Here is a 23,967-nt window from a genome sequence, read left to right as displayed (position 1 = left end):
GGGCTGTTTAAGACCACAAACTTGAGGAGTGCAGCCATGGAGAGCAGCTTGAACGGGCGCAAGGCCCTGGTGACCGGCGGAGCCGGCGGAATTGGCGCCGCCAGCGTCCGTGCCCTTGCCGCGCGGGGCGCCAAGGTGGTGATCGCGGATGTGGATGAGGCCGCGGCCGAGGCCCTGGCCGACGAGGTTGGCGGCACCGTCTGGGCGGTGAACCTGCTCGACGTCGGATCGCTCGAGACCGTCAGCCTGGACTGCGACATCCTCGTCAACAACGCTGGCATCCAGCGGATCAGCCCGATCGAGGACTTCGATCCGGCGGACTTCCGCCGCCTCATCACGCTGATGCTCGAAGTTCCGTTCCTGCTCATCCGCGCCGCGCTGCCCCACATGTACGCGAACAACTACGGCCGGATCATCAACCTGTCATCCGTGCACGGGCTGCGTGCCTCGCCGTTCAAGAGCGCCTACGTCTCAGCGAAGCACGGGCTCGAAGGGCTGAGCAAAGTCACGGCGCTGGAGGGCGGCGCGCACGGCGTCACGTCCAACTGCATCAACCCCGGCTACGTCCGCACGCCACTGGTCGAGTCCCAGATCGCGGACCAGGCCAAGGTGCACGGGATCCCGGAGTCCGAGGTTCTCAGCAAGATCATGCTGACCGAGGCCGCGGTGAAGCGTCTCGTCGAGCCGGAGGAGGTCGCCTCCCTGGTCGCGTGGCTTGCGTCCGACGACGCCGGTATGGTCACCGGCGCGAGCTACACGATGGACGGCGGCTGGTCGGCGCGCTGACCAGCCGCTGGTCACTGAGTATTCTTGTCGTCGCCCTTGCTGTCGCCCTGGTCGGCGGCATGGTCGCCATCGGCACCTTTGTCGTCGCCCTGATCCTGGGTGGCCGGTTCGGTGGAGCGACGGATGTAGTCATTGACGGCTTCCTCGGGAACCCGGAACGAGCGGCCCACCCGAACGGCCGCGATAGCGTGCGCCTTCACCAGCCGGTAGACGGTCATCTTGGATACGCGCATCGCTGCAGCGACTTCCGCGATAGTGAGGAAGTGGGAGGAAACATTCGCTGAGCTCACGTCTTCTGGCCCGTCCACTATTCGGGGTACCGGAGTTGCCGGTAGTCGTAGAAGACGACGCGCCCTGCGGGGCTGCCGGCTGTCCGGAGGCCCACATAGGGGGTCTTGATCACGGCCACTGTGCCCAGGTGCCGGCCGGTGAACGGGTCATCCCCGATCAGCACCTGCCCCACCCGGAAGGGAACTTTCGGAATTCTGGCGCGGCTCACCGTTTTCGACAGCAGCCGTGTCAGGCCGTGTCTCTGGCGTTGTATCTGCGGAGATGCTGGGGACCCCATCGGAACCACTCCTTCGAAAAGCGAGTCATGCACGATCGGCGGTTCCGGACCAGATTTGGGATGGCTCCCCAGCCAGCGTCCTGTGCGGTCCGGACTAGCCGTGAAGCAACTGTAGCCGCCCGCCCCTCTCGTCACACGAGTAACTTCTACCCCTGAGGGACCGGGCACCACTTAGGCTGCCGCGCCGACTACTTGCCGGCAAACCAGGGGCGCGCCCTACTGGCGATCAAAGCCCGGCCACTGTCCGGGCCAGCGCGGGCCCGGCGATCAGCAGAACGCGGCTGCTGCCCCCGGGGACATCTGGACGGCGGGACAAAGTTCGACCGTTCAGCTTGCCTGCTGCAGTGCAAGCACGATGATTGCGGTGTTGATTCCGAGGCCGATCAGCCACCAGCGGTTAAAGGTCAGAATCAGCAGTGCTGCAGAGACCGCCGCTCCGGCGACTGTGACCGGAACCCACCACGTCGCGTCCCCGATCAGGCGGAGCCCGCCGAACGCCAGGATCACGGCGGCCGCAATGGCCAGTCCGGATGCCAGCCGGCGTACATTGCCGGCAAAAGGTGAGTGGCCGACGTCGAACGGTGCCTTCTCGTCCGGCTTCGGCAGCCAGATGGCCAGATGAACCAGCCCGTGCGCAATCACAAACACCCCGGCAATCCAGCGCATGACGGCCCTCCTGTGTCCGGCTGACGGGTCCATCCAAGCGCCGACGCCGGGCGGCGGCAAGGGCCGGAAGCCCCCGCCCGGGACGCGTTTTCAGCCGCGCATCTGAAAGCGCCAGGGTCTGCGCAGGCAATGTCCGGGATACCGGACGGCGCACCCCGTGCCGGACCGTCCGGGGCCCCGGCCAGGGCGCATGCTTAAGTACGGGATACCGGACACCGCACGATGTGAAGAGGATCTATGCCAGCCGACAGCACCACCCCGCCTGCCGGCGAGCCGGCGCCGCTGGCCCCGGCGAAGCCAGCGTCCAAGGTTCCGGCGGCGGAAAACACCCTGCGCATCCTCAAGCTCCTGGCCTCGAAGCGCGGGCCGATGGCGGCGTCGAACATTGCCACCGCGCTGGGACTGCCGCGCTCCAGCGTCTACCACCTCCTGGGCGTGATGGAAGCCAACGGATTTGTGATGCACCTGCACGAGGAGCAGCGCTACGGGCTGGGCATCAGTGCGTTCGAGCTGAGTTCGGCCTACTCGCGGCAGGAGCCGCTGTCCCGCCTGGGCCGGCCGATGCTCGCCTCGCTGGTGGATGTGATCGGCGAAAGCGCCCACCTCGCCGTGCTGCACGGCCGGGACGTGCTGTACATCGTCGAGGAACGGGCGAAAAACCGCCCGTCGCTCGTGACCGACGTCGGCGTCCGGCTGCCGAGCCATCTCACCGCGAGCGGACGCGCCATCCTCGCGGCGCTGCCGAAATCCCAGGTCCGCGCGCTGTATCCCAACGCTGCCGCTTTTACGGCCCGGCACGAGACTGAGTCGCCGATCATGAAGTACTCGGCGCTGTCCTCGCATCTGGACCAGGTCCGGCAGCGCGGTTACGCGACCGAGCACGGGGAGGTGACGCCCGGGTTCGGCTCGATCGCCGCCGCCGTCACGGACCATGTTGGCTGGCCGACCGCCGCCGTCGCTGTGACCTTCATCGAGGACAAACTGCCGCCCGAGGAGTGGCCGGCCCTGGCCGCCCGGGTGAAGAAGGTCGCCGACGAGCTCTCGATCCGGATCCACGGCCGCCCCGCCTGACCCCGCCGCACGCCCCTTTGCGCTATCACGCACTGTCCCTATCCGCAGGTTTTAGGCACTGGAAGTGATAGCGCAACGTGGGGCGGCGGACCTGCCTGCCAGGGTCTGGAATCCCGGACAGCACCTGGCCGCTGGCCCTGTTTCCGCGGACCCGGGCAGGCTTTAGTTGAGACAGAACCTCATTTCCCCGAACCACCAGGAACCAGAAGGAGCCCTCATGGCACCCGCCGACTTCACCACCGGTGCCCGCCCGGTCAAAGCGGCCCGCGGCACCGAGCTGACCGCCAAGAGCTGGCAGACCGAAGCCCCGCTGCGCATGCTCATGAACAACCTGGACCCCGAGGTCGCCGAGCGCCCCGATGACCTGGTGGTCTACGGCGGCACCGGCCGCGCGGTCCGGTCCTGGGCCGCGTTCGACGCCATCATCCGCACCCTGGAAACCCTGGAAAAGGACGAAACACTGCTGGTGCAGTCCGGCAAGCCGGTCGGCGTCTTCCGCACCAACGAATGGGCGCCGCGCGTCCTGCTGGCCAACTCCAACCTCGTCGGCGACTGGGCGAACTGGCCCGAATTCCGCCGGCTCGAGGCCGAGGGCCTGATGATGTACGGCCAGATGACCGCCGGGTCCTGGATCTACATCGGCACCCAGGGCATCCTGCAGGGCACCTTCGAAACCTTCGCCGCGATCGCCCGGAAGCTCACCGGCGACGAGAACGGCACCCTCGCCGGCACCCTGACCCTCACCGGCGGCTGCGGCGGGATGGGCGGCGCGCAGCCGCTCGCCGTCACCCTCAACGACGGCGCCTGCCTGATCGTCGACGTCGACGAAAGCCACCTGCGCCGCCGCCTCGGCAAGCGCTACCTCGACGAGGTGGAAACCGACCTCGACGCCGCCATCGCCAAGGTCCTCAAAGCCAAGGAGGAGCGCCGCGGCTGGTCCGTCGGCTACGTCGGCAACGCCGCCACGGTCTTCCCGGAGATCCTGCGCCGCCACCTTGCCGGCGAGCTCACGGTCGACATCGTCACGGACCAGACCTCCGCGCACGATCCCCTGAGCTACCTGCCTGAAGGCGTCACGGTGGCGGAATGGCAACGCGAGGCCGCCGCCGACCCCGAGGGCTTCACCAAGAAAGCCCAGGCCTCCATGGCCAGGCACGTGGCGGCCATGGTCGAGTTCCAGGACGCCGGCGCCGAGGTGTTCGACTACGGCAACTCCATCCGCGACGAGGCCCGCAACGGAGGCTACAACCGCGCCTTCGAGTTCCCCGGCTTCGTCCCGGCCTACATCCGCCCGCTGTTCTGCGAGGGTCTCGGCCCGTTCCGCTGGGTGGCGCTCTCCGGCGACCCCGAGGACATCGCCGTCACGGATGCGGCGATCAAGGAATTGTTCCCGGACAACAAGCACCTGCACCGCTGGATCGACGCCGCGCAGGAACGGGTCGAGTTCGAGGGCCTGCCGGCCCGCATCTGCTGGCTGGGCTACGGCGACCGCGCCAAGGCCGGCCTGCTGTTCAACCAGCTCGTCAAGGAGGGCAAGGTCAAGGCGCCCATCGTGATCGGCCGCGACCACCTCGACTCCGGCTCCGTCGCCTCCCCGTACCGCGAAACGGAGGCGATGGCCGACGGCTCGGACGCCGTGGCCGACTGGCCGCTGCTGAACGCCCTGCTTAACACCGCCTCGGGCGCCACCTGGGTGTCCATCCACCACGGCGGCGGCGTCGGCATTGGCCGCTCCATCCACGCCGGCCAGGTCTCGGTCGCGGACGGCACCGACCTCGCCGCTCAGAAACTCGAACGACTGCTCACCAACGACCCCGGCATGGGTGTCATCCGCCACGCCGACGCCGGCTATGACCGCGCCGTCGACGTCGCCGCCGAGCGCGGCGTCCGCATCCCCATGAACGAAACCCGCTAACCGGTCCAACCCCAAATCGACTGCTCCGCAAGTGCCCTTTTGAGCCACCAAAAGGGCACTTGCGGAGCACTCGATGAGAACGAAGTAGGAACTTTCCATGACTACCACCACCCAGGCCCCGCTCACCGTCACCCTCGGCTCCAGCGGCGTCGCGCCCGAGGACGTCGTCGCCGTCGCCCGCCACGACGCCCGGGTGACCATCGCCCAGGACGCCCTCCACGCCGTCGAAAAGGTCCGCGCCCACATCGACGGCCTCGCGCACAGCGACACGCCGGCCTACGGGATCTCCACCGGCTTCGGGGCGCTGGCCAACCGGCACATCCCCACTGAGCTGCGCACCCAGTTGCAGAAATCGCTGATCCGCAGCCACGCCGCCGGCATGGGCCCGGCCGTGGAACGCGAGGTGGTCCGCGGCATCATGTTCCTGCGCGCCAAGACCCTCGCGTCAGGCCGCACCGGCGTCCGCCCGGTGGTGCTGCAGACCATGGTGGACGTGCTCAACGCCGGCATCACCCCGGTGGTCCGCGAATTCGGCTCGCTCGGCTGCTCCGGGGACCTCGCGCCGCTGTCCCATTGCGCCCTCGTGCTGATGGGCGAAGGCGAAGCGGCCGGCCCGGACGGGGAGCTCTATGGAACCAAGGGCGGGCGCACCGTCGCGGAACTCCTCGCCGCCCACGGGATCGAGCCCGTCACCCTGGCCGAGAAGGAAGGCCTTGCCTTGGTCAACGGCACCGAGGGCATGCTCGGCATGCTGCTGATGGCCATCGCGGATATCCGCCAGCTGCTCACGACGGCGGACATCACGGCCGCGCTCAGCGTCGAGGCGCTGCTCGGCACCGACCAGGTGTTCCTGCCCGAGCTGCACGCAGCGCTGCGCCCGCACCCGGGCCAGGCCGCCTCCGCGGACAACATGCTCCGGGTCCTGTCCAACTCGCCGATCGTGGCCTCGCACCGGATCAACGACACCAAGGTCCAGGACGCCTACTCGCTGCGCTGCGCCCCGCAGGTGGCGGGCGCCGTCCGCGATACCGTGGACCACGCCGCGATGGTCGCCTCCCGGGAACTCGCCGCCGCGATCGACAACCCGGTGGTCCTGCCCGACGGCCGGGTCAGCTCCAACGGCAACTTCCACGGTGCTCCGGTGGCCTACGTGCTTGATTTCCTGGCCATCGCCGTCGCGGACCTGAGCTCCATCGCCGAGCGCCGGACCGACCGGATGCTGGACCCGGCCCGGTCGCACGGACTGCCGGCCTTCCTGGCAGCGGATCCCGGGGTCGACTCGGGCCTGATGATCGCCCAGTACACCCAGGCCGGGCTGGTCTCGGACAACAAGCGGCTGGCCGTACCGGCGTCGGTGGATTCGATCCCCAGCTCGGCCATGCAGGAGGACCACGTGTCGATGGGCTGGCACGCGGCCCGCAAACTCCGCCGCGCGGTCGAGAACCTGCGCCGGGTCCTCGCGATTGAACTGGTGGCCTCGGCGCGGGCGCTGGACATCCGCACCCAGCTCTCCAACGGCGACCTCACCCCGGGGCCTGCGGGTACCGCCGTGATCGCCGCCCTGCGCGCCGTCGTCGACGGTCCGGGCACGGACAGGTTCCTCTCACCGGAACTTGAAGCGGCTGACCTCCTCGTGGCCTCCGGCAAGATCCGGGCGGCGGCCGAATCCGCCGTCGGAAATCTCGCGTGAAGGAAAACAAAATGCAGTTTTAGTGAACAATTCCCGGTACTCCCGAAATAGTCGGCAACACTGCCGGCAGGGCCCCGGGAACTGTAGTACAAATAGAAGTTCACACCAACGAAGTTGTGATACAGAACGTATACAAAGGGGTAGAAGTTCATGAAAGCACGCGGAACAGTAATGTCCGGGCGCCAGGCGTCAACGACCACGGTTTCTGACTGGCGGAGCCTGAAAGCCGGAGATCCGGTCGAAATCCTTAAGCACGCCCAGGTTTTGGCTGCCGGTGAGGTGGAAGAGGTCTCGCTGAGCGGCAACGTTCTCTGGCTGGTCCCGGCGGTCCCGTCCGAGACCCAGCTTTTCCTGAAGTCCGACGGCGTGGAAGTGCGGCGCGGCTAGCCGCACCGGTCCCGCCGGAAAGTCCCTGCCGTGACCGGCGGGGACTTTCTCCGTTTGGCCGCCGGTCAGGCGCCGGCCGCCGTTCGTCGATAGCGATAATACGGGCGTGGCAGGGCAAAGCGTCGCACCCAGCGGATAGGATGGGTGGCACGAAGTCTTGGGGGATAACTTCCGGGATGTTTTTTCGCCGTCCTGCCGTCGACCGGACAGGACCCGTCGTTCCAGGAGTTGTTCCAGCTTGATCCTCAAGACATTCGGATGGTCGTTCGCGGTCACCATCATCGCCCTCGTGGTCGCCTTCCTCTACGGCGGTCCCGAAGCGCTCATCCTCTGCATCATCCTGGGCATCCTGGAAATCAGCCTGAGCTTCGACAACGCCGTCGTCAACGCCCGAATCCTGGAGCGGATGAACGCCTTCTGGCAGAAGATGTTCCTCAGCGTCGGCATCATCATTGCCGTGTTCGGCATGCGCATCCTGTTCCCGCTCCTGATCGTCGGCGTCACGGCCAACCTGAATCCGGTCGAAGCCGTCACCCTGGCCATGGAGAAGGGCGACCCGGCCACGCCCGGCAGTTACGGGTACCTGCTGCACGAGGCGCACCCGCAGATCGCTGCCTTCGGCGGCATGTTCCTGCTGATGCTGTTCCTGGACTTCATCCTGGCCCACCGTGACATCAAGTGGATCAAGTTCCTTGAAATCCCGCTGGCCCGGCTGGGCAAACTCGAAGGCGCATCCCTGATCATCGGTATGGTCGCGCTGGCGATCGCCGGTGCCGTCTCCGGCGAGAAGCAGGGCATCGTGCTCCTCTCCGGCCTGCTCGGCATGATCACCTACTTCCTGGTGAACGGCCTCGGGAACCTCTTCGACGTCGATCAGGACGGCGACGTCGACGCCGCGGACGCGGACCGCGTGGTCCATTCCGGTCCCTCCGGTTCCGCCAAACTGGCCGGCAAGGCCGCCTTTATGCTCTTCCTCTACCTCGAGGTCATCGACGCGTCCTTCTCGTTCGACGGCGTCATCGGCGCCTTCGCCATCACCTCCGACCCCATCATCATTGCCCTGGGACTCGGCTTCATCGGTGCCATGTTCGTCCGTTCGCTGACCGTCTTCCTGGTCCGCGAAGGGACCCTGGACGAATTCGAATACCTGGACCACGGCGCGCACTGGGCCATCGGCGCCCTGGCGGTCATCCTGCTGATCACCATCGTGACCCCGATCAACGAAATCATTACCGGCCTCATTGGAGTCGTCTTTATCGGCGCAGCCTTTACCGGATCGATTATGCGTAACCGGCGCGCCAGCGCCGCTGAGCAATTAAACGAGCCGGCGGACGTAAAAGGCTAACTTTTTACCAGCACTTACAAGCAGTAACCACGACTAGGGAAAAGCGAGTAAATCAATGGGTTTGAGTTTGCAAAAAGGCCAGTCACTATCCCTTACCAAGCAGAACGGCGAGTCCCTGACGAACGTCCGCCTGGGCCTGGGCTGGGACTCCGCTGTCCCGGCGAAGAAGGGTTTTTTCGGCGGTACGAAGACCGTTGAGATCGACCTGGATGCCTCGGCCATCATGTTCGACGCCGCGGGCAAGCACCTGGACACGGTCTTCTTCAACCAGCTCGCCAGCAAGGACGGCGCCGTCCGCCACACCGGCGACAACCTCACCGGCGCCGGCGACGGCGACGACGAGACCATGATGGTCAATCTGCCGGCCGTATCGCCGGCGGTCCAGAACATCGTGTTCGTCATCACGAGCTACAGCCAGCAGACCTTCGACATGGTCCAGAATGCGTTCTGCCGGGTCATCGACGACTCGGTCGCAGGCAGCCCGGAGGTAGCCCGCTACTCCCTCACCGAATCAGGCCGGAACACGGCCATGATCATGTCGAAGCTTTCACGGACCGGCAACACCTGGACCTTCCACGCCATCGGCAATCCAGCCAACGGCCGCACGGCGACGGATGTCCTCGGCGCCGCGGTTTCCGCCCTGTAATCCAACGGGACCGGGGCTTCTGAGCCCTTCCGACTGCACCCACCAACCTGAAGGAGCACCTCGTGTCCAGCCTGACTCTCAGCAAGGGCAGCAACCTGTCGCTCACGAAAGCCGATCCGGGACTTCGCAAGGCAATGATCGGTCTGGGCTGGGATCCGCGCAGCACCGCGGGTGAACAGTTCGACCTCGACGCCTCGGCTCTCCTTGTCCGCGCTGACGGCAAGGTCCGCTCCAACGCCGACTTCATCTTCTACAACCAGCTGTCCTCGCCGGACGGCTCAGTCGTCCACCAGGGTGACAACCGCACGGGCGAAGGCGACGGCGACGACGAGCAGGTCCTGATTGACCTTGACGCCGTGGCGCTGGACATCGAAAAGATCGTCATTGTCGTGTCGATTGACCAGGCAGAGGCCCGCCGCCAGAACTTTGGCCAGGTCCGCGACGCTTTCTGCCGGGTCGTGAACCAGGAGACCGACAACGAAGTGGTCCGCTACGACCTCACCGAGGACGCCGCTGCCGAAACCTGCATGATCTTTGCCGAAATCTACCGCCACAACGGCGAGTGGAAGTTCCGTGCGGTCGGCCAGGGCTACGCCTCCGGCCTCCACGGCGTGGCCACGGACTTCGGCATAGCGCTGGACTAAATGCCGGGCGGTCCGGGGGAAACCCGGCCGCCCCGTTACCCCTCCACCCCGACTGAACAAGGAGAACAACCAATGGCTGGACTGACCCTCACTAAAGGCAGCAACCTCTCGCTCACCAAGACCGACCCGGGGCTGAACAAAGTTCTCGTCGGGCTCGGATGGGATCCCCGCACGACCACCGGCGACGCCTTTGACCTGGATGCCTCAGCGCTCCTGCTCGGCGCGGACGGCAAAGTCCGCAGCTCCGCGGACTTCATCTTCTACAACCAGCCGGCCGCCCCTGACGGTTCGGTCGTTCACAAAGGTGACAACCGCTCCGGCGACGGCGACGGCGACGACGAAGTGGTCGCCGTCGAACTTTCCGCCGTGGGCGCGGACGTTGAGCGGATCGTTTTCGTGGTTTCGATCGACCAGGCGGAAGCCCGCCGGCAGAACTTCGGCCAGGTGCGCGCAGCCTACTGCCGTGTGGTCAACCAGGAATCCGACGCGGAAGTCGTCCGCTACGACCTGAGCGAGGACGCCGCCCCGGAGACCTGCATGATCTTCTCCGAGCTCTACCGGCACAACGGCGAGTGGAAGTTCAAAGCAGTCGGCCAGGGGTACGCCACCGGCCTCGCCGGCATCGCCGCGGACTTCGGCGTCCAGCTCGGCTGAGCACCCAAGACCATAGAAAGAGAGACGGACCCATGAGCATGCAACTCACGCCGCCGGAGGCCACCGCCTCGTCGCCGCTGGTACTGAACGCCCCGGAAAGCGTTGACATCGTCAAGGTGGACGACGCTCCCGGAATGGTTCCGGTTCCGGCCGAACGCCAGCAGGAGATCAACGCCCAGGCGCGCGCCTTCATCAGCGAGGTGTCGGCGATGAGCCCGTTCAGCCCCGAATACTCCAGCAAGATTGATGGCATCAACCGGCTGGCCGGGCAACAGCTCGTGGCCTCCGCCAGCACCTCAAGCCGGCTGCTGGAGCGGTCGTCGACGTCGCTGGCCGGTGCGAAGAAGTCAGGCAGCAATGCCCAGGTGCAGGTCGCCTCGACGCTCGGTGAGCTTCGTTCCACCGTGGAGGACCTGACGCCGAACAACTCCGACTTGAGCGTCGGCCGGAAAATCCTGGGGATCATCCCGGGCGGCAACAAGCTCGCGAAGTATTTCCAGAAATACGAGAGTGCGCAGACCCAGCTCGACAAGATCATCAAGTCCCTGATGGCGGGGCAGGACGAACTGCTCAAGGACAACGCCTCGCTTGCGCAGGAAAAGACCCAGCTGTGGGAGACCATGCAGGGACTGAGCGAATATGCCGTGTTCGCCAAGGCCCTGGATACTGCAACTGCCAGCAGGATCGACGAAATGAAGATGCAGGGCCAGATCGAAGAGGCGGGCAAACTCGACTCGGACGTCCTGTACCCGATCCGCCAGCGCCACCAGGACATCCTGACCCAGCTGGCCGTCTCGGTGCAGGGCTACCTCGCCATCGACATGATCCGCAAGAACAACACCGAACTGATCAAGGGCGTTGAACGGGCCCGCACGACGACGATCTCCGCGCTGCGGACCGCCGTCATCGTGGCCCAGGCGCTGGCGAACCAGAAAATGGTGCTGGACCAGATCGACGCCATCAACACGACGACGAACAACATGATCCTCAAGACTTCCGAGATGCTCAAGGATCAGACCGCACGGATCCACCAGCAGGCGGCCAGCTCCGGCGTCAGCGTCGAAACACTGCAGAAGGCGTTCGACAACGTCTTCCAGACCATGGACGCCATCGACACCTTCCGCTCCCAGGCCAACAAAAGCATGGAAGGCACCGTGCAGGCCCTCGAAACCGGGCTGGAACGCGCCCGCCCCTACCTGGACAGGGTGCGGCAACAGGAGGGGAATTAGTGGTCGTCAGCCCTGAGCAATAGGCTTACGGGCTATGGTCGCAAAATTCTTAGGCTCGCTGTTCGGCGGCGGAGCGGAATCCCGCTCCGCCGCGGCGGCGGGCGCCGAATCTCCACCCGCCGCGGATCCGGCTGCGGACGAGCTGACAGTCACCGGAGCCGCGCTCGAGGAGCTGCGGCGGACCGTGCTGGGCAATGGCGCAGAACTGCCCACCGTCGTGGTGTCCCAAGTGCTGCAGTTGGCCGACATCCTGCGTGCCCTCATCGGCTACATCGGCCAGTCGGGGGCGTCCACGGAACAGCGCGTCCTGCTGGACGCCGTCATCACGGACTACCTGCCGGCGCCGCTGCGGGCCTATTTGATGCTCGCCGCTGCATCGCGGACCGACGACTCCGCGGACACGGCGGTACTGCTGGAACAGCTCGACACGCTCTATTCCACCGCCCAGAACCTGGACAACCAGGTCCGGACAGGTGCCATAACGGAACTGGCCGTCCACGGGCAGTTCCTTCGCGACAAGTTTGATATTGATGGTCTTCATCTGGAAGGACGCTAGTGACTTCGATGGTCGCGGGCAGCAACGCCGCCCTCACTGCTGAGAACCCCGGACTGGCGAAAGTGCTGCTGGGGATCGGCTGGGACCTGGTCCCGAGCCGCGGCCCGCAGGCGGAGCTGGTTCCGATGGTGATCATGTGCGGGACGGACGGCCGCGCCATCTCCGACGACCATCTGGTCTTCTTCAACCAGATCGCCAGCCCCGACGGCAGCATTTCCTTCGCGGGCGCGGAAGACCAGGAACAGATCGACGTCGACCTCAACCGGGTGCCCGAATCGGTCCAAAAGATCGCCGTGCTCCTCTACGTGGACCCGGATGTGCGGGGGCCCGGTACCTTCGGGGCCGTCAAGAACGCCTACCTGAGGGTCGCCACCGAACAAAACCGGGAGCTCCTGCGTTTCACGGTGCCGCGGGGGAACCTGGACAAGATCAACGCCATGATCCTCGGCGAGCTCTACCGGCACTCGGGGGGCTGGAAGTTCCGTGCCCTCGGCCAAGGATATGAGGCCGGGCTCGCGGCCGTTGCCGCCGACTTCAAGTTGAAGCTCTGAACATGGTGGTGAACCGAACCGCGGTGCGGACCGACATCGGATACCTCAGCCGGCGCCGGAAGGCCGTGGCGCAGCCTGAGCCCACCCTGACCCCTGCGCGCAGCACTGCCCCCACCTCCGCCTCCGGCCCGGCTGCGTCCGGCGGGCTCACGCTCGGCTCCGGTCCGGCCCCGGCTGCGTCCGGCGGGCTGACACTGGGCTCCGGCCCGGCTGCGGACCCGGCCCCAGCCGCGTCCGCCGGGCTGACGCTCGGCCGCGGCCCGTCGCCCGCACCGTCCGCGAGCACCGCAGCGGCATCCAGGCCAGGCCCCCGGCCCGCCCCGACGGCGACGGAACGGCTGTTCCCTGCGCCGGCCTTCGGCAGCCTCCGCGCGTTGGGGGAAGCCAACCCGGTAGTGCGCCTGAACCCCAGGCAATCCGCGATTGGCTCACTCCTGGTGGCCGGAATCCGCTCGGTGGCCTGGGAGGACCAGCAGTTCACCACCGGCGCCCACCACACGGACGGGCACAAAGCCGGGACCGCCGTCGTCACTCCCGGAAACCGGCCCCTGGCCGGCGTCCAGGACGGGGCCGGCATCGTGTCGCTGCGCCACGTCCGGCTGCTGCGCCGCGCCCTGTTCGTCGCGGGGGAGAGGCCGCTGACGATCGGCGTCTTCGACGGCGCGGCCGCCGCGGTTGCCGCCCGGAACGATGCCGGGCTGCGGAGCGTTCTGTATGTCGTGCGGGTCGGCGCGGTCCTTGAGCTTCGCGCCGAGTTTGTGCCCGCAGACGCCTCCGACGCAGCCATCTGGGCTACTTTCGGATTCACCATGACCATCCCACTGGACCAACGGGTCCTCCTGCGCTGATCCGGAAGCGCACCACTGCTATCCACTAGGGGACGATGCAGCACTTCAAAGCCTTGACCGAATCCGTTCAGGATCGGCTTTTCCACCTGCGCCCTGAACACCTTCACCGCACCTCGGACCCGGGCCTGCTCGCCGTCGCACTGGGCGCCACCCTGTACTCGCCGGCCACGAGAACCTCACTGGCACACGGAATCCGGAAACAGGCCCGGGCCGGGTGCCTCAGCATCGTCGTCTGCCTCGAAGACGCTGTCCCCGACGAGGAAGTCCCCGCCGCAGAGGAGAACCTGCTCGCTGCCCTGGCGGAGCTGGCCCAGGACCATCCGGGTGAGCTCCCGCTGATCTTCATCCGGTGCCGTACGCCCGAACAGCTGCTCGACGTCGGCCGCCGGGCCGGCGCCGCACTCAAAGTGGTCTACGGCTTCGTCCTGCCCAAGTTCGAGAACGAGACAGGGCGCGGGCGCGCCTTCCTGACGGCACTGCGGCTGTTGAACGAAGAAGCCGGACGCACCGGGGCCCCGCAGGAACAGGCCCTGATGGCGATGCCGATCATCGAGGACCTGTCGACAACCCACCTGGAGTCACGCGTCAGGGTGCTGACGGACAACCTCGCCTTGGTCGAAGAATTCCGTGATCTGGTGCTGTGTGTCCGGATCGGTGCGACGGACATGTCCAGTGCTTTTGGCCTGCGCCGTTCCCGCGACCTGACCATCTACAACGTCAAGGTCGTCGCGAACATCATCGGCGACGTCGTGAACATCTTCGGCCGCCCGAATGACGGCTGGGTCATCTCCGGCCCCGTCTGGGAACACTTCGTAAACACCGAACGGGTGCTGCGGCCGCAGCTGCGGTCCACGCCGTTCGAAGCCGCCAACGAGGGCAAACTCCGGAAGCGCATCCTGCTGGAAAATCTGGACGGCCTGATCCGCGAGATTGAACTGGACCTGGCCAACGGCCTACTGGGCAAGACCGTCATCCATCCCACCCATGTGCCCGTGGTGCACGCCATGTGCGTCGTCAGCCACGAGGAATACCTCGATGCGCTGGACATTGCCGGGAGCGCAGGGGGAGGGGTGAAGGCCTCGTCCTACGGAAACAAGATGAATGAGGCGAAGCCACATCGTGCCTGGGCGGAACGCACCCTGCTGCGTGCCAGGGCCTTCGGGGTCGCGCGGCCCGGCGTCAATTTTGTCGAACTACTGGAAGCGAGCATGCGGTGAAGCAACTCTCAACGGAGGCTCCCTGGAGCGGCGGTTACGTGCGCGATGCCCTCGGCGTCGACGTGGCTTCAGAGCCCGGCCGCAGCGTGCTGCCGGTGAAGGCACTGGTCGGGCTGGCGCTGCGGCGCAATCCCAAACGGGCCCACCTGCTGGTCTCCCGGGTGCTCGCCAAGCACGTCCCCACCGAACCCGGGATCGTGACGTCGGCAGGCCGGCTGCTGGGCCTCCTGGTCCGCCGGGAACTCCAGCTCCCCGCCGCCTCTGCCGGCCCTGCGGCCGGGCCGGACGCCGGATCGCTGACCGCCGTCATTGACGCGGCCGCCGACCGGCTGGAGCGCCTACTGGCCGCCGCGTCCCTGCCGGACGGCGCAACGGCCCCGGCCGAGGACGAACGACGCACCAGGATGGCCGCCGTGGCAGCCCTGTGCGACCTGCTCGCCGGAGCGCAAACGGAACTTCCCGGCGTCGTGACCATCGGCTACGCGGAAACCGCCACCGGGCTGGGCCAGCTGGTGGCCGGGCAACTGGGCACGTACTACCTCCACTCCACGCGGCAGGGCGGCAACGGGATCGAGCCGTACGGCGCGTTCGAGGAAATGCATTCGCATGCAACCTCCCATCAGCTGCTGCCGACCAGCCGGGCCGCCCTGGACCTGGCCGGGACCGTGGTCCTGGTGGACGACGAACTCAGCACCGGCGCCACGATCATCAACACTATCCGCGAACTGCACCGCACCGCCCCGCACGACCGTTACGTCGTCGCCTCCCTGGTGGACCTCCGCGCCCCGGCAGACCGGGACAGCCTGGATGAACTGGCACGCGAACTCGGCACCCGGATCAGCTCCGTGGCGCTGGCGCAGGGAAGCATCCAGCTGCCGGACACCCTTGCAGCGGATGCCGCGGAGCTGATCGGCAGCCTTCCGCACCCGCCCGAACCGGTCCCCGGACCGGGCCGGATCCAGCTGCTGGACCTGCACCAAATCGTGCCGCCCATCCGCAGCGCCCGCTTCGGCGTTGCCGGACGACCCGATCCGGACCAGGCGGCGCGCATCGCGGACGCCCTTGCCGCGGATCTCGGCAGCAGCGCCGGGGCGGGAGCCCGCGTGCTGGTCCTCGCCACGGAGGAATTCATGGCGCTGCCGCTGGCGGTCGCCGCCCGGCTCCAGGACCTGCGCCCCGACGCCGACATCCGCTATTCCACCAGCACCCGCTCACCGATCGCCGCACTGGACCAACCGGGCTACGCGATCCGTTCGGCGATCGCCTTTGGCAGCGACGACGACGCCCCGGACGGGCCCGGACCGCGGTTCGCGTACAACTTCACCCACCCCGAGGGGCGGTTCGATACGGTGGTGGTCATGGCGGAACCCGGCACCCCGGTGGCCGGACTTCTGGCCCCCGGCAGGATCGCCGAGGCCGTTGCCGGCAGCGCCGACGCTGTCCGGCTAGTGGTGCTGCCGGTCCAGGCGCCGTTCCCGGCGCCGCTGGTCGGCCCCGCCTTTGGCTCGTATCTGCCGGAGGACGTGGAGTGGCTGCTGAAGGACCTGAGTTTTGCTCAGCTGGAAGCGCCGAAGGCAGAGCGTGAAGCGGCGATCCAGTCCGGCAAGGCCAGCTATGCAGAATCGTTGCCGCAGGAGTTCGAACCCTCGCCCGAGTACGGCGCCTTGTTCCAGGCCGCGCTGGAGAGCACCGCCGTCCGGATCGCGCACGCCGTCGGAACGCTCACCGAGCAGGTCCTGAAGCTGCGCGGCAACGCGCCCGTGCTGGTGTCCCTCGCCCGCGCCGGAACCCCCGTGGGCATCCTGATGAAGCGCTGGGCCTGGGAAGTCCACGGACTGGAGCTGCCGCACTATGCCATCAGTATCGTCCGCGGGCTCGGCATCGACCAGACCGCGCTCGGCTATCTCGCCTCCCGGCACCGCCCGGAGGACGTGATGTTCGTCGATGGCTGGACCGGCAAGGGAGCCATCGCGCGCGAACTGGCCGCCGCCGTCGAACTCTTCCGGCAGACCGACGGGCCTGCGTTCCGGCCGGACCTTGCCGTCCTCGCAGATCCCGGGCGCAGCGTCCGGATCTTCGGCACCCGGGAAGACTATCTCGTCCCGTCGGCCTGCCTGAATTCGACCGTGTCAGGTCTCGTCTCCCGCACCGTCTTCAACAAGGCGCTGATCGGCCCCGGCGATTTCCACGGGGCCAAGTTCTACTCGGAGCTCGCCGGCAGCGACGTCTCCCGCGACTTCCTGGCGGCCGTCACGGCCCAGTTCGACGGCGTCCGGGATGAGGTCCTGCGGGCGGCAGCCCACGCCCCCTCGGACATCGCCGGGCTCCCGGAAGCGGACTGGGCCGGCTGGGCCGCCGTCGAGGAGATCAGCCGGAGCTTCGGCATCAACAACGTGAACCTGGTCAAACCGGGTGTCGGCGAAACCACCAGGGTCCTGCTGCGGCGCGTTCCATGGAAGGTGCTGGTGCGCCCCGAGGCCGTCCCGGAGCTCGCCCACGTGCTGCACCTGGCCGAACAGCGCGGCGTCGAGGTACTGGAGGTCCCGGACCTGGCCTACAGCTGTGTCGGACTGATCCATCCGCTCCACACACCGGGAGCAACCGGCGCCGACGGCAAGGCAGTGGTCGACGTATGAGCGTTGCATCAAGCGCCGCACCCGTCATGGTGGCCAGCGACCTGGACCGAACCCTGATCTACTCGGCGAACTCCATGGCCCTCGTGGGGAGCGACCATCTGGCGCCGCGGATGGTCGTCGCCGAGGTCTATGACGCAGCGCCGCTGTCCTTCATGACCCGGGCTGCGGAGGAGCTGCTGGAAGGGATCGTGGAGCGGAGCGTCTTCGTGCCCGTCACCACCCGCACCCAGGCCCAGTTCTCCCGTGTGCGGCTCCCGGGCTTTGGCCGCGGGTACGCCGTCACCACCAACGGTGCCGTATTGCTGCACGACGGCGAGCCCGACGCCGGCTGGTCCCGGCACATCCGGCGGTCGTTGGGCGATTGCGCGCCCCTGGCCGACGTGCTGGACCAGTTCACCGGCAGCGACGCGAACCCCGCGGTGCTGAGGGTCCGGACCGCCGAAGACTACTTTGTCTACTCGATCGTTGACCGGCAGGCGCTGACCGATGCGTACCTGCACGAGCTCAACGACTGGTGTGCCGCCCGCGGCTGGACGACATCCCTGCAGGGCCGCAAGCTCTACTGCGTGCCGGCCCCGATCACCAAGGAAGCCGCCGTGCAGGAAGTCCGGCGCCGCAGCGGTTCAGGCCTCCTGGTGGCCGCGGGGGACTCGCGCCTGGACGCGGGCATCCTCGAGCTGGCGGACATCGCGATCCGGCCTTCGCACGGCGAACTCGACAGCGACTCGTTCACCCGGCCGAACCTGACGGTGACCTCGGCTTCCGGGGTGATGGCCGGCGAGGAGATCCTGCGGTTTGTCAGCGATATCGTGGCGCAGGCGGCAGACCCCGCTGCGCTGGCCGTGTTGCTGGCAGGACAGTGGTCCGGGCCTCTGGCGGCAGTTCCGCGCTGACGCGGCCTACGCCAGCAGCGTGTTGATGAGCCGCGCGGCCACCTTGGCGGTGCGCTGGTCGATATCGAACTCCGGGTTGAGTTCGGCGATGTCCACTTGCAGCAGCTTTCCGCTCGCGGCCACCTGGCGGCATACCGCGCTGACCACCGGCAGCGGCACCCCGTACGCGGCCGGTGCGCTCACCCCGGGCGCCACCGAGGCCGGCAGTACGTCCAGGTCGATGGTCAGATAGAGGGCGTCCACCTGCGCCAGGAACGCTGCAACGAAGGCCCGCGCGGCCTCCGCCGAGCAGTCCTCGTCAAGGAGGAAGTCGGCACCGAGATCCTCGGCGGTGCGGAACAGCGCCCGGGTGTTGTTCGGCTCGGAAATGCCGACGACGGCGTACTTCAGTTCCCGGCCCGCGGCGGCTTCCGCGCGGGCCATCTGCAGGAACGGGGTGCCGGAACTGGGCGCGGGTTCGTCGCGGAGGTCGAAGTGGGCGTCCAGATTCAGCACGCCCACGCGCAGGCCCGCCCGGACCGCCGCCGAACCGGCCACGCCCAGGTAGCTCGCGAACGCGGTCTCGTGCCCGCCGCCCAGCACCACCGGCAACTGCCCGGCGTCGAGCAGGCTGGTGATGGCGAGTCCGGCGCGGGCCTGGCCCGCTTCCAGGGCATCCCCGGCCACGGTGACGTCGCCGGCGTCGTGCACGTCCCGGCGAAGGTGGAAGGCGAGCGGACCGAGCGCGGCGCGGATCGCGGCGGGCGCGGCGGCGGCACCGGCGCGGCCCTTGTTGCGGCGCACCCCGGCATCGCTGCCAAACCCGAGAAGGACCGCGGGCCGGGCGGACGCGTCCCGGCCGGCCCCGGTCCCGGCCCCGGTCCCGGTCCCGGACGCCGACGCGGGCTCAGACCCTGCCCGCTCCCGGCGCGCCGCGTACGGCGTGACGGCCTGCCACCAGCGGCGGTGGTCGGCGCCGTCGCCGTCGAACCGCCCGGTCCAGGGCTGCGGCGGGACATCGATGACGGGCACGGGGGAAACCATGCCCCTAGCTCACCCCAGCCTGGGCCGGAAAACCAGCCGCGCCGCCGTCGTGCCGTCCGGAATCCCGGATTCACGCCGGTAACACCCCCAAAAGCACCGCCGAGGTGACACTTCGCGCCCATGTCGTGGAGGAACATGGGCGCGAAGTGTCACCTCGGCGGGGAAGTGGGGCGTGCGGCGCGATGGTGGTGCTTAGTGCATCCCCAGCGCAGCTTCGATCGGGCCGATCGCGAAGAAGAGCAGGAAGGCCGCGGCCACAGCCCACATCAGCGGGTGGACTTCGCGGGCGCGGCCCTGGAAGGTGCGGATCAGGACGAAGGAGATGAAACCGGCGCCCAGGCCGTTGGCAATCGAGTAGGTGAACGGCATCAGCGTGAAGGTCAGGAAGGCCGGGATTGCGATGCCCATGTCCGTCCAGTCGATCTTGCCGACCTGGGAGACCATCATGAAGCCGACCACGACGAGCGCCGGCGCCACTGCCTCGAACGGCACGAGGTTGATCAGCGGGGTGAAGAACATCGCCACCAGGAACAGCAGGCCCGTGACGATCGAGGCAAGACCGGTCCGTGCGCCTTCGCCGATGCCGGCGCCGGACTCGACGAAGATCTGGTTGGAGGACACCGACGCGCCGCCGCCGACGATCGCGCCGAGCGCGTCGACCTGGAGGACGCGGTCAACGTTGGGAATGTTGCCGTCCTTGTCGATGGTGCCGGCCTCGGTGGCCAGGCCGACCATGGTTCCCATGGCATCGAAGAAGATGCTCAGCAGGATGACAAACGCGAGCAGGGTCGCGGCGATGAAGCCCAGGTGCTCGAAGGCGCCGAGCGGGTTGGCCTTGCCGATCAGCGACAGGTCCGGGGCGGCCCATTCGGTGAACTTCGGGGCCACGAGGGACCAGCCGGCCGGGTTGTAGGTCTTGCCGTCGAAGCTGGGGCCGATGTGCAGGGTGAATTCCAGGATCACGGACAGGATGGTCGAGGCGATGATGCCGATCAGGATCGCGCCCTTGACCTTGCGGACCACCAGGGCGATGGTCAGGATCAGGCCCAGGACAAAGACCAGGGTGGGCCAGCCCAGGAGCTTGCCGTCGAAGCCGAGGCCGACCGGAACGGTGGTGCCGGCGACATCCGGGATGCGGCGCACGAAACCCGCGTTGACCAGGCCGATCAGGGCGATGAAGAGCCCGATGCCCACGACAATCGCGGTTTTCAGCCCTTCCGGGACCGCCTTGAACACGGCGGTGCGGAAGCCGGTGAGGACCAGGATCAGCATGGTGACGCCCGAGAGCACCACGAGGCCCATCATGTCCGGCCAGGTCAGGCCCGGGTTGGTGGCCACCGTGACGGCGACGAAGGCGTTGACGCCCAGGCCCGTTGCCAGCGCGAAGGGGTGCTTGGCCCACGCCCCCATCACGATGGTCAGGATGCCGGCCGCGAAAGCGGTGACGGCGGCGACGGCGGGGAAGCCCAGCGTGGCGCCGGAGGAATCGGGGCCGGAGAGGATCAGCGGGTTCAGCACGACGATGTAGCTCATCGCGAAGAACGTGGCGAAGCCTCCGCGGATCTCGCGGGAGAAGTTCGACCCCCGTTCGGAGATCATGAAGTACCGGTCGAGTGCAGAGCCCTGCTTGAGCATTAATCCTCCGGGGGAAGTGGGTGTTCCTTGAATCCTATTGGGCGTACCAGCGGCGCCCGGCCAGATTCCCATAGTCTGTAAGGAAGCCAACACTAGGAGCAGCTTTACCCATGCGCCTCATCCGACAGTTTCTGAGCACCCTGCTGGGCGCCGTAATCCTTGCCGCCGCCCTGCTGGGCGCGGTTGGTCCGGCCTCGGCCCACGACGCCGCCGAGTCCACCAGCCCGGCCTCCGGCGCCACCGTGGCGGCGCCCCCGGAGAAGGTTTCCATCACCTTCAACAAGAACCCCCTGGCGATCGGTGCGCAGATCACGGTCACGGACGCGGCGGGGACCGGCTGGGCCGACGGCCCCGTGGAAATCGTGGATAACGTCGCCTCCGAGCGGCTCAAGCCCGGCGCGCCCGCCGGGCTGTTCACCGTCGCCTGGCGGGTGGCCAGCTCCGACGGCCACCCCATCGAGGGCAGCTTCACGTTTACGGCCACCGCCGGGGCCACCGGCTCGACGGCGGCTGCCGCGGTCCCCACGATGGGAACCGCCCAGCCGGGCATCACGACGGCGCCGGAGCCGACGGCCAGCTCAGCGGAGCCGTTCCCGTGGAGCATCGTGATCTTCGTCGGGACGGCGATCGGCATCCTCGTGGTTCTGGGGCTGATGGCGAAAAGCCGCCTCAAGCCGGGTTCGGGCAGCGACCCCGAAAGCTGACCACTGCCAACGCGGGGTCACTTCCAGCCCATCAGGAGCCCCCCGATGGGCCGGGTCTGACCCCGCGTTGCAGTGGTAGCCGAGTGACTCCGGGGCTGGGCGCTCCGGGCAGGGCCGCGTTACTCCGGGGCTGGGCGCTCCGGGCAGGGCCGAGTTGCAGTCAGGCCGGCGCGGCGAGGGCATAACCTCCGGGCAGCGCGGCGGGAAAGCCGTCCGGATAGACCTTGGCTGAGATCGCCTGGCCGACCACCTTGGCCTGGCGCAGCACTTCCTTCGGCGTGGGCGTGATCAGCTCGCCCACGCCCACGAGGTACATCCCCAGTGCGTGCATGGCGGCCATCAGGTTGTGGCCCGCTGCCATCCCAAGCTCGGAAAGCATCCGGCGCAGCTGGCTGTGGGCGCAACGGGTCAGCACGAGGTGGTCCGCCAGGAGGACACCGCCGGGCGTGCGGACGGCCCATTGGTGCGTGGCCCCGGTGACGGCGGCGTCGAGGTGTTCCAGCTGCAGGGCCCGGATGTTGTTGCGGACGTCCAGCTTGTGGCTGGTGGCGTAGTTCCTCAGGTGCCGGAGGATCTCATTTCGCTCGCGCAGGCTGCCGGCGTCTGCCGCGTCGCAGCGCTGCAGGGAGGACGTGTTGGCCGGATTCCCGGCGCCCAGCAGATCGAGGCCGTCCACAACGATGGAGTCCACGCCCCGCCGTTGCAGCTCGCTGGCAACCGCCAGCCCGGACAGACCGGTGCCGATCACGACGGCGGAGGTCCGTTCGATACCCCCGGACGTAGGCATGCTCGCCACTGCAGGTCCCTCCTTGAATGTTGACGGTCGCGGGGCCGATGCGCCCAAACGCGTGACCGCTCCAAACCAGCTCACTCAAGTGAACTGCGTTCTGAAACTAGAGTCTCGTTTTCGTAACGCTCGAAGAATACCCAACATTTCCACCCTTGGATAGAGCAGTTGCAACATTAGCCGTTCCGGGTAAATCCGCTCTTTTCGGAGACTCAAAGGACGAAATCCGCCGTCATTCGGGGTCACCGGAAGCCGTGTAAACACTGGGTAAAACCTTCGCGACGCTCGTCAGCCGGCCCGCCCGGCCGCCGTCTTGCTTGTTCCCGGCAAACCGAGAATAGTGAAGGAAACCAGGGCTTCTGGCCGCAGAATCTTCGGGCGCGTTGCCGGTGGACGCTGCACGCGGGCACGTCTGGCAGAATAGCCGCAACATCAGGCAAGAATCGCAAGGAGGCGGACCCCATGGGCCGAGAACAGGTGCATCCGGATCCGGCTGGGGATACCCCCGGCAGGTCCGCCGCTCCCCGGGGGATCGTTGTCGGCGTCGACGGTTCAGACCACAGCAAATGCGCCCTGGTGTGGGCCGCCCGCGAGGCCGAGCGACGCCGCCGCCCCTTGCACATCGTGACCGCTTATTCCGTTCCGATTTTTGCCGCGTCGGGGCTCGACGGCGGCTACGCCACCGTCGATGATTCGGTGATCCGCGAAGGCGCGGAGGCCATCCTGCAGCAGGCCGTGAACAAGGTCGCGGGATACGGCATCGACGTCGACGCTTCCGTCGAGAACGGGGACGCCTCCGGCGTCCTGCTGGAAATGTCCGAAACCGCCGAGCTGCTGGTCTTCGGCACCCGGGGCCGGGGCGGCTTCGTCGGGCGGCTGCTCGGCTCGGTCAGCAGCGCCCTCCCTGCGCACTCCAAATGCCCCACCGTCACCGTGCCACTGATTTGCGCCGACCGGCTGGGCGAAACCACCGATGACAAGCGTGTTCTGGCGGAGCAGGCGAAGTCCGGGCACGCCGCGGTCGAGAACGTTGTGGTGGTGGGGGTCGACGGCTCCGAACAGGCCCGCGTGGCGGTGCTGGAGGCCGCGGCCCAGGCCGAGCGTCTTTCGGCGCCGCTGCGGGTGGTGTGCGCCGTCCCGCAATACAGCGGGTCGCTCGCCTGGGTTCCGGCACCGATGGACCGGGAAGCACTCTTCGCCGACATCAGGACCCAGCTCGACGCCGGCGCAGCCTGGATCCGGAGCCACTTTCCCCGCCTCACCGTGGAGACCCAGCTGGTGGACGGCTCGCCCGTGGACATCCTCGTGGAGGCCAGCCGGCACGTGGAGCTGGTGGTCGTCGGCACCCGCGGCCGCGGCGGGTTCGCCGGGATGCTGCTCGGGTCCACCTCGGATGGCATCCTGCACCACTCCAAGGGCCCTGTCATGGTGGTCCCGGACCGGGACGACCCCCGGCTGGCTGACCGGGTGAACTTCGGACCCGTTCTCGGGGACTCGTAGCCCCAAGCGGCTCTAA

Annotated in this window: 24 protein-coding genes; 18 read left to right on the top strand and 6 right to left on the bottom strand. The window is 67.6% G+C overall.

Going from position 1 to position 23,967, the window contains the following annotated elements; all coding sequences use genetic code 11:
- Window positions 1-36: 36 nt before the first annotated feature.
- Entirely contained in the window at window positions 37-786 is a 750-nt protein-coding gene (locus tag AC50YM_RS01405) for a 3-hydroxybutyrate dehydrogenase (RefSeq protein ID WP_494955219.1), read from the top strand.
- A gap of 11 nt (window positions 787-797) precedes the next feature.
- Here AC50YM_RS01405 and AC50YM_RS01400 read toward each other — a convergent pair whose 3' ends face one another.
- The 3 genes from AC50YM_RS01400 to AC50YM_RS01390 all read right to left on the bottom strand — a co-directional run bounded on the left by AC50YM_RS01400 (window position 798) and on the right by AC50YM_RS01390 (window position 2,020).
- Window positions 798-1,076, bottom strand: a complete 279-nt coding sequence (locus AC50YM_RS01400) for a helix-turn-helix domain-containing protein (protein WP_494955218.1) — start codon at window positions 1,074-1,076, stop codon at window positions 798-800.
- Between the two features lie 17 nt (window positions 1,077-1,093).
- Window positions 1,094-1,285 carry a hypothetical protein gene (locus AC50YM_RS01395; RefSeq protein WP_494955217.1) on the bottom strand — a complete coding sequence of 64 codons (192 nt, stop codon included), beginning with the start codon at window positions 1,283-1,285 and terminating at the stop codon, window positions 1,094-1,096.
- A 396-nt stretch (window positions 1,286-1,681) separates the two neighbouring features.
- Entirely contained in the window at window positions 1,682-2,020 is a 339-nt protein-coding gene (locus tag AC50YM_RS01390) for a hypothetical protein (protein WP_494955216.1), read from the bottom strand.
- Between the two features lie 237 nt (window positions 2,021-2,257).
- Between AC50YM_RS01390 and AC50YM_RS01385 the strand changes: the two genes are divergently transcribed.
- The 15 genes from AC50YM_RS01385 (at window position 2,258) to AC50YM_RS01315 (ending at window position 18,302) form a co-directional block, all read left to right on the top strand.
- Window positions 2,258-3,091 carry an IclR family transcriptional regulator gene (locus AC50YM_RS01385; RefSeq protein ID WP_494955215.1) on the top strand — a complete coding sequence of 278 codons (834 nt, stop codon included), beginning with the start codon at window positions 2,258-2,260 and terminating at the stop codon, window positions 3,089-3,091.
- Window positions 3,092-3,308: 217 nt separating this feature from the next.
- Window positions 3,309-5,006: a urocanate hydratase gene (hutU, locus tag AC50YM_RS01380; RefSeq protein ID WP_494955214.1), complete on the top strand. Its 1,698-nt coding sequence runs from the start codon at window positions 3,309-3,311 to the stop codon at window positions 5,004-5,006.
- Between the two features lie 97 nt (window positions 5,007-5,103).
- On the top strand, window positions 5,104-6,696 hold the full coding sequence (gene hutH / locus AC50YM_RS01375; protein WP_494955213.1) for a histidine ammonia-lyase: 1,593 nt from the start codon (window positions 5,104-5,106) through the stop codon (window positions 6,694-6,696).
- A 150-nt stretch (window positions 6,697-6,846) separates the two neighbouring features.
- Window positions 6,847-7,083, top strand: coding sequence for a hypothetical protein (locus AC50YM_RS01370; protein ID WP_494955212.1), 237 nt, complete (start codon window positions 6,847-6,849; stop codon window positions 7,081-7,083).
- Window positions 7,084-7,321: 238 nt separating this feature from the next.
- The gene (locus AC50YM_RS01365) at window positions 7,322-8,428 is read left to right on the top strand and encodes a DUF475 domain-containing protein (RefSeq protein ID WP_494955211.1); all 1,107 of its coding nucleotides are present in this window, start codon (window positions 7,322-7,324) and stop codon (window positions 8,426-8,428) included.
- A gap of 55 nt (window positions 8,429-8,483) precedes the next feature.
- A complete protein-coding gene (locus AC50YM_RS01360; RefSeq protein WP_494955210.1) occupies window positions 8,484-9,074 on the top strand; it encodes a TerD family protein in 591 nt (196 codons plus the stop codon).
- Window positions 9,075-9,136: 62 nt separating this feature from the next.
- Window positions 9,137-9,718, top strand: coding sequence for a TerD family protein (locus AC50YM_RS01355; protein WP_494955209.1), 582 nt, complete (start codon window positions 9,137-9,139; stop codon window positions 9,716-9,718).
- 72 nt (window positions 9,719-9,790) lie between these two features.
- On the top strand, window positions 9,791-10,372 hold the full coding sequence (locus AC50YM_RS01350; protein ID WP_494955208.1) for a TerD family protein: 582 nt from the start codon (window positions 9,791-9,793) through the stop codon (window positions 10,370-10,372).
- Between the two features lie 32 nt (window positions 10,373-10,404).
- On the top strand, window positions 10,405-11,601 hold the full coding sequence (locus AC50YM_RS01345) for a toxic anion resistance protein (protein ID WP_494891462.1): 1,197 nt from the start codon (window positions 10,405-10,407) through the stop codon (window positions 11,599-11,601).
- Between the two features lie 34 nt (window positions 11,602-11,635).
- Complete coding sequence (locus AC50YM_RS01340) at window positions 11,636-12,157, top strand: hypothetical protein (RefSeq protein ID WP_494955207.1); 522 nt, start codon at window positions 11,636-11,638, stop codon at window positions 12,155-12,157.
- 8 nt (window positions 12,158-12,165) lie between these two features.
- Window positions 12,166-12,708 (top strand): TerD family protein, encoded by a 543-nt coding sequence (locus AC50YM_RS01335; RefSeq protein WP_494955418.1) that lies wholly within the window; start codon window positions 12,166-12,168, stop codon window positions 12,706-12,708.
- Window positions 12,709-12,710: 2 nt separating this feature from the next.
- A complete protein-coding gene (locus AC50YM_RS01330; protein ID WP_494955206.1) occupies window positions 12,711-13,556 on the top strand; it encodes a hypothetical protein in 846 nt (281 codons plus the stop codon).
- A 35-nt stretch (window positions 13,557-13,591) separates the two neighbouring features.
- Window positions 13,592-14,773 carry an HpcH/HpaI aldolase/citrate lyase family protein gene (locus AC50YM_RS01325; RefSeq protein WP_494955205.1) on the top strand — a complete coding sequence of 394 codons (1,182 nt, stop codon included), beginning with the start codon at window positions 13,592-13,594 and terminating at the stop codon, window positions 14,771-14,773.
- Window positions 14,770-17,409, top strand: a complete 2,640-nt coding sequence (locus AC50YM_RS01320; RefSeq protein ID WP_494955204.1) for a phosphoribosyltransferase domain-containing protein — start codon at window positions 14,770-14,772, stop codon at window positions 17,407-17,409. Before AC50YM_RS01325 ends, AC50YM_RS01320 begins: the two co-directional genes overlap by 4 nt.
- On the top strand, window positions 17,406-18,302 hold the full coding sequence (locus AC50YM_RS01315; protein WP_494955203.1) for an HAD family hydrolase: 897 nt from the start codon (window positions 17,406-17,408) through the stop codon (window positions 18,300-18,302). Before AC50YM_RS01320 ends, AC50YM_RS01315 begins: the two co-directional genes overlap by 4 nt.
- A 6-nt stretch (window positions 18,303-18,308) precedes the next feature.
- Here AC50YM_RS01315 and hutG read toward each other — a convergent pair whose 3' ends face one another.
- A complete protein-coding gene (hutG, locus tag AC50YM_RS01310; protein WP_494955202.1) occupies window positions 18,309-19,325 on the bottom strand; it encodes a formimidoylglutamase in 1,017 nt (338 codons plus the stop codon).
- Window positions 19,326-19,517: 192 nt separating this feature from the next.
- Window positions 19,518-20,960: an NCS2 family permease gene (locus tag AC50YM_RS01305; RefSeq protein ID WP_494955201.1), complete on the bottom strand. Its 1,443-nt coding sequence runs from the start codon at window positions 20,958-20,960 to the stop codon at window positions 19,518-19,520.
- A gap of 110 nt (window positions 20,961-21,070) precedes the next feature.
- Here AC50YM_RS01305 and AC50YM_RS01300 point away from each other — a divergent pair, with 110 nt between their 5' ends.
- Window positions 21,071-21,664 carry a copper resistance CopC family protein gene (locus tag AC50YM_RS01300; RefSeq protein ID WP_494955200.1) on the top strand — a complete coding sequence of 198 codons (594 nt, stop codon included), beginning with the start codon at window positions 21,071-21,073 and terminating at the stop codon, window positions 21,662-21,664.
- Window positions 21,665-21,824: 160 nt separating this feature from the next.
- Here AC50YM_RS01300 and AC50YM_RS01295 read toward each other — a convergent pair whose 3' ends face one another.
- Complete coding sequence (locus tag AC50YM_RS01295) at window positions 21,825-22,451, bottom strand: FAD-binding protein (protein WP_494955417.1); 627 nt, start codon at window positions 22,449-22,451, stop codon at window positions 21,825-21,827.
- A gap of 462 nt (window positions 22,452-22,913) precedes the next feature.
- Between AC50YM_RS01295 and AC50YM_RS01290 the strand changes: the two genes are divergently transcribed.
- Window positions 22,914-23,951, top strand: a complete 1,038-nt coding sequence (locus AC50YM_RS01290) for a universal stress protein (protein ID WP_494955199.1) — start codon at window positions 22,914-22,916, stop codon at window positions 23,949-23,951.
- Window positions 23,952-23,967: the final 16 nt, after the last annotated feature.

The sequence above is a fragment of the Pseudarthrobacter sp. RHLT1-30-1 genome (assembly GCF_059383415.1).
The sequence above is the reverse complement of the archived record's forward strand: the minus strand, read 5'-3'. Positions and strand labels throughout refer to the sequence as shown.

What these genes read in the sequence shown, in the direction of transcription:
- AC50YM_RS01405 (WP_494955219.1), top strand. Translation starts at nt 37, where the DNA reads ATGGAGAGCAGCTTGAACGGGCGCAAGGCCCTGGTGACCGGCGGAGCC.
- AC50YM_RS01390 (WP_494955216.1), bottom strand. Translation starts at nt 2,020, where the DNA reads ATGCGCTGGATTGCCGGGGTGTTTGTGATTGCGCACGGGCTGGTTCAT.
- AC50YM_RS01385 (WP_494955215.1), top strand. Translation starts at nt 2,258, where the DNA reads ATGCCAGCCGACAGCACCACCCCGCCTGCCGGCGAGCCGGCGCCGCTG.
- hutU (WP_494955214.1), top strand. Translation starts at nt 3,309, where the DNA reads ATGGCACCCGCCGACTTCACCACCGGTGCCCGCCCGGTCAAAGCGGCC.
- hutH (WP_494955213.1), top strand. Translation starts at nt 5,104, where the DNA reads ATGACTACCACCACCCAGGCCCCGCTCACCGTCACCCTCGGCTCCAGC.
- AC50YM_RS01370 (WP_494955212.1), top strand. Translation starts at nt 6,847, where the DNA reads ATGAAAGCACGCGGAACAGTAATGTCCGGGCGCCAGGCGTCAACGACC.
- AC50YM_RS01360 (WP_494955210.1), top strand. Translation starts at nt 8,484, where the DNA reads ATGGGTTTGAGTTTGCAAAAAGGCCAGTCACTATCCCTTACCAAGCAG.
- AC50YM_RS01350 (WP_494955208.1), top strand. Translation starts at nt 9,791, where the DNA reads ATGGCTGGACTGACCCTCACTAAAGGCAGCAACCTCTCGCTCACCAAG.
- AC50YM_RS01345 (WP_494891462.1), top strand. Translation starts at nt 10,405, where the DNA reads ATGAGCATGCAACTCACGCCGCCGGAGGCCACCGCCTCGTCGCCGCTG.
- AC50YM_RS01340 (WP_494955207.1), top strand. Translation starts at nt 11,636, where the DNA reads ATGGTCGCAAAATTCTTAGGCTCGCTGTTCGGCGGCGGAGCGGAATCC.
- AC50YM_RS01335 (WP_494955418.1), top strand. Translation starts at nt 12,166, where the DNA reads ATGGTCGCGGGCAGCAACGCCGCCCTCACTGCTGAGAACCCCGGACTG.
- AC50YM_RS01330 (WP_494955206.1), top strand. Translation starts at nt 12,711, where the DNA reads ATGGTGGTGAACCGAACCGCGGTGCGGACCGACATCGGATACCTCAGC.
- AC50YM_RS01325 (WP_494955205.1), top strand. Translation starts at nt 13,592, where the DNA reads ATGCAGCACTTCAAAGCCTTGACCGAATCCGTTCAGGATCGGCTTTTC.
- AC50YM_RS01315 (WP_494955203.1), top strand. Translation starts at nt 17,406, where the DNA reads ATGAGCGTTGCATCAAGCGCCGCACCCGTCATGGTGGCCAGCGACCTG.
- hutG (WP_494955202.1), bottom strand. Translation starts at nt 19,325, where the DNA reads ATGGTTTCCCCCGTGCCCGTCATCGATGTCCCGCCGCAGCCCTGGACC.
- AC50YM_RS01305 (WP_494955201.1), bottom strand. Translation starts at nt 20,960, where the DNA reads ATGCTCAAGCAGGGCTCTGCACTCGACCGGTACTTCATGATCTCCGAA.
- AC50YM_RS01300 (WP_494955200.1), top strand. Translation starts at nt 21,071, where the DNA reads ATGCGCCTCATCCGACAGTTTCTGAGCACCCTGCTGGGCGCCGTAATC.
- AC50YM_RS01295 (WP_494955417.1), bottom strand. Translation starts at nt 22,451, where the DNA reads ATGCCTACGTCCGGGGGTATCGAACGGACCTCCGCCGTCGTGATCGGC.
- AC50YM_RS01290 (WP_494955199.1), top strand. Translation starts at nt 22,914, where the DNA reads ATGGGCCGAGAACAGGTGCATCCGGATCCGGCTGGGGATACCCCCGGC.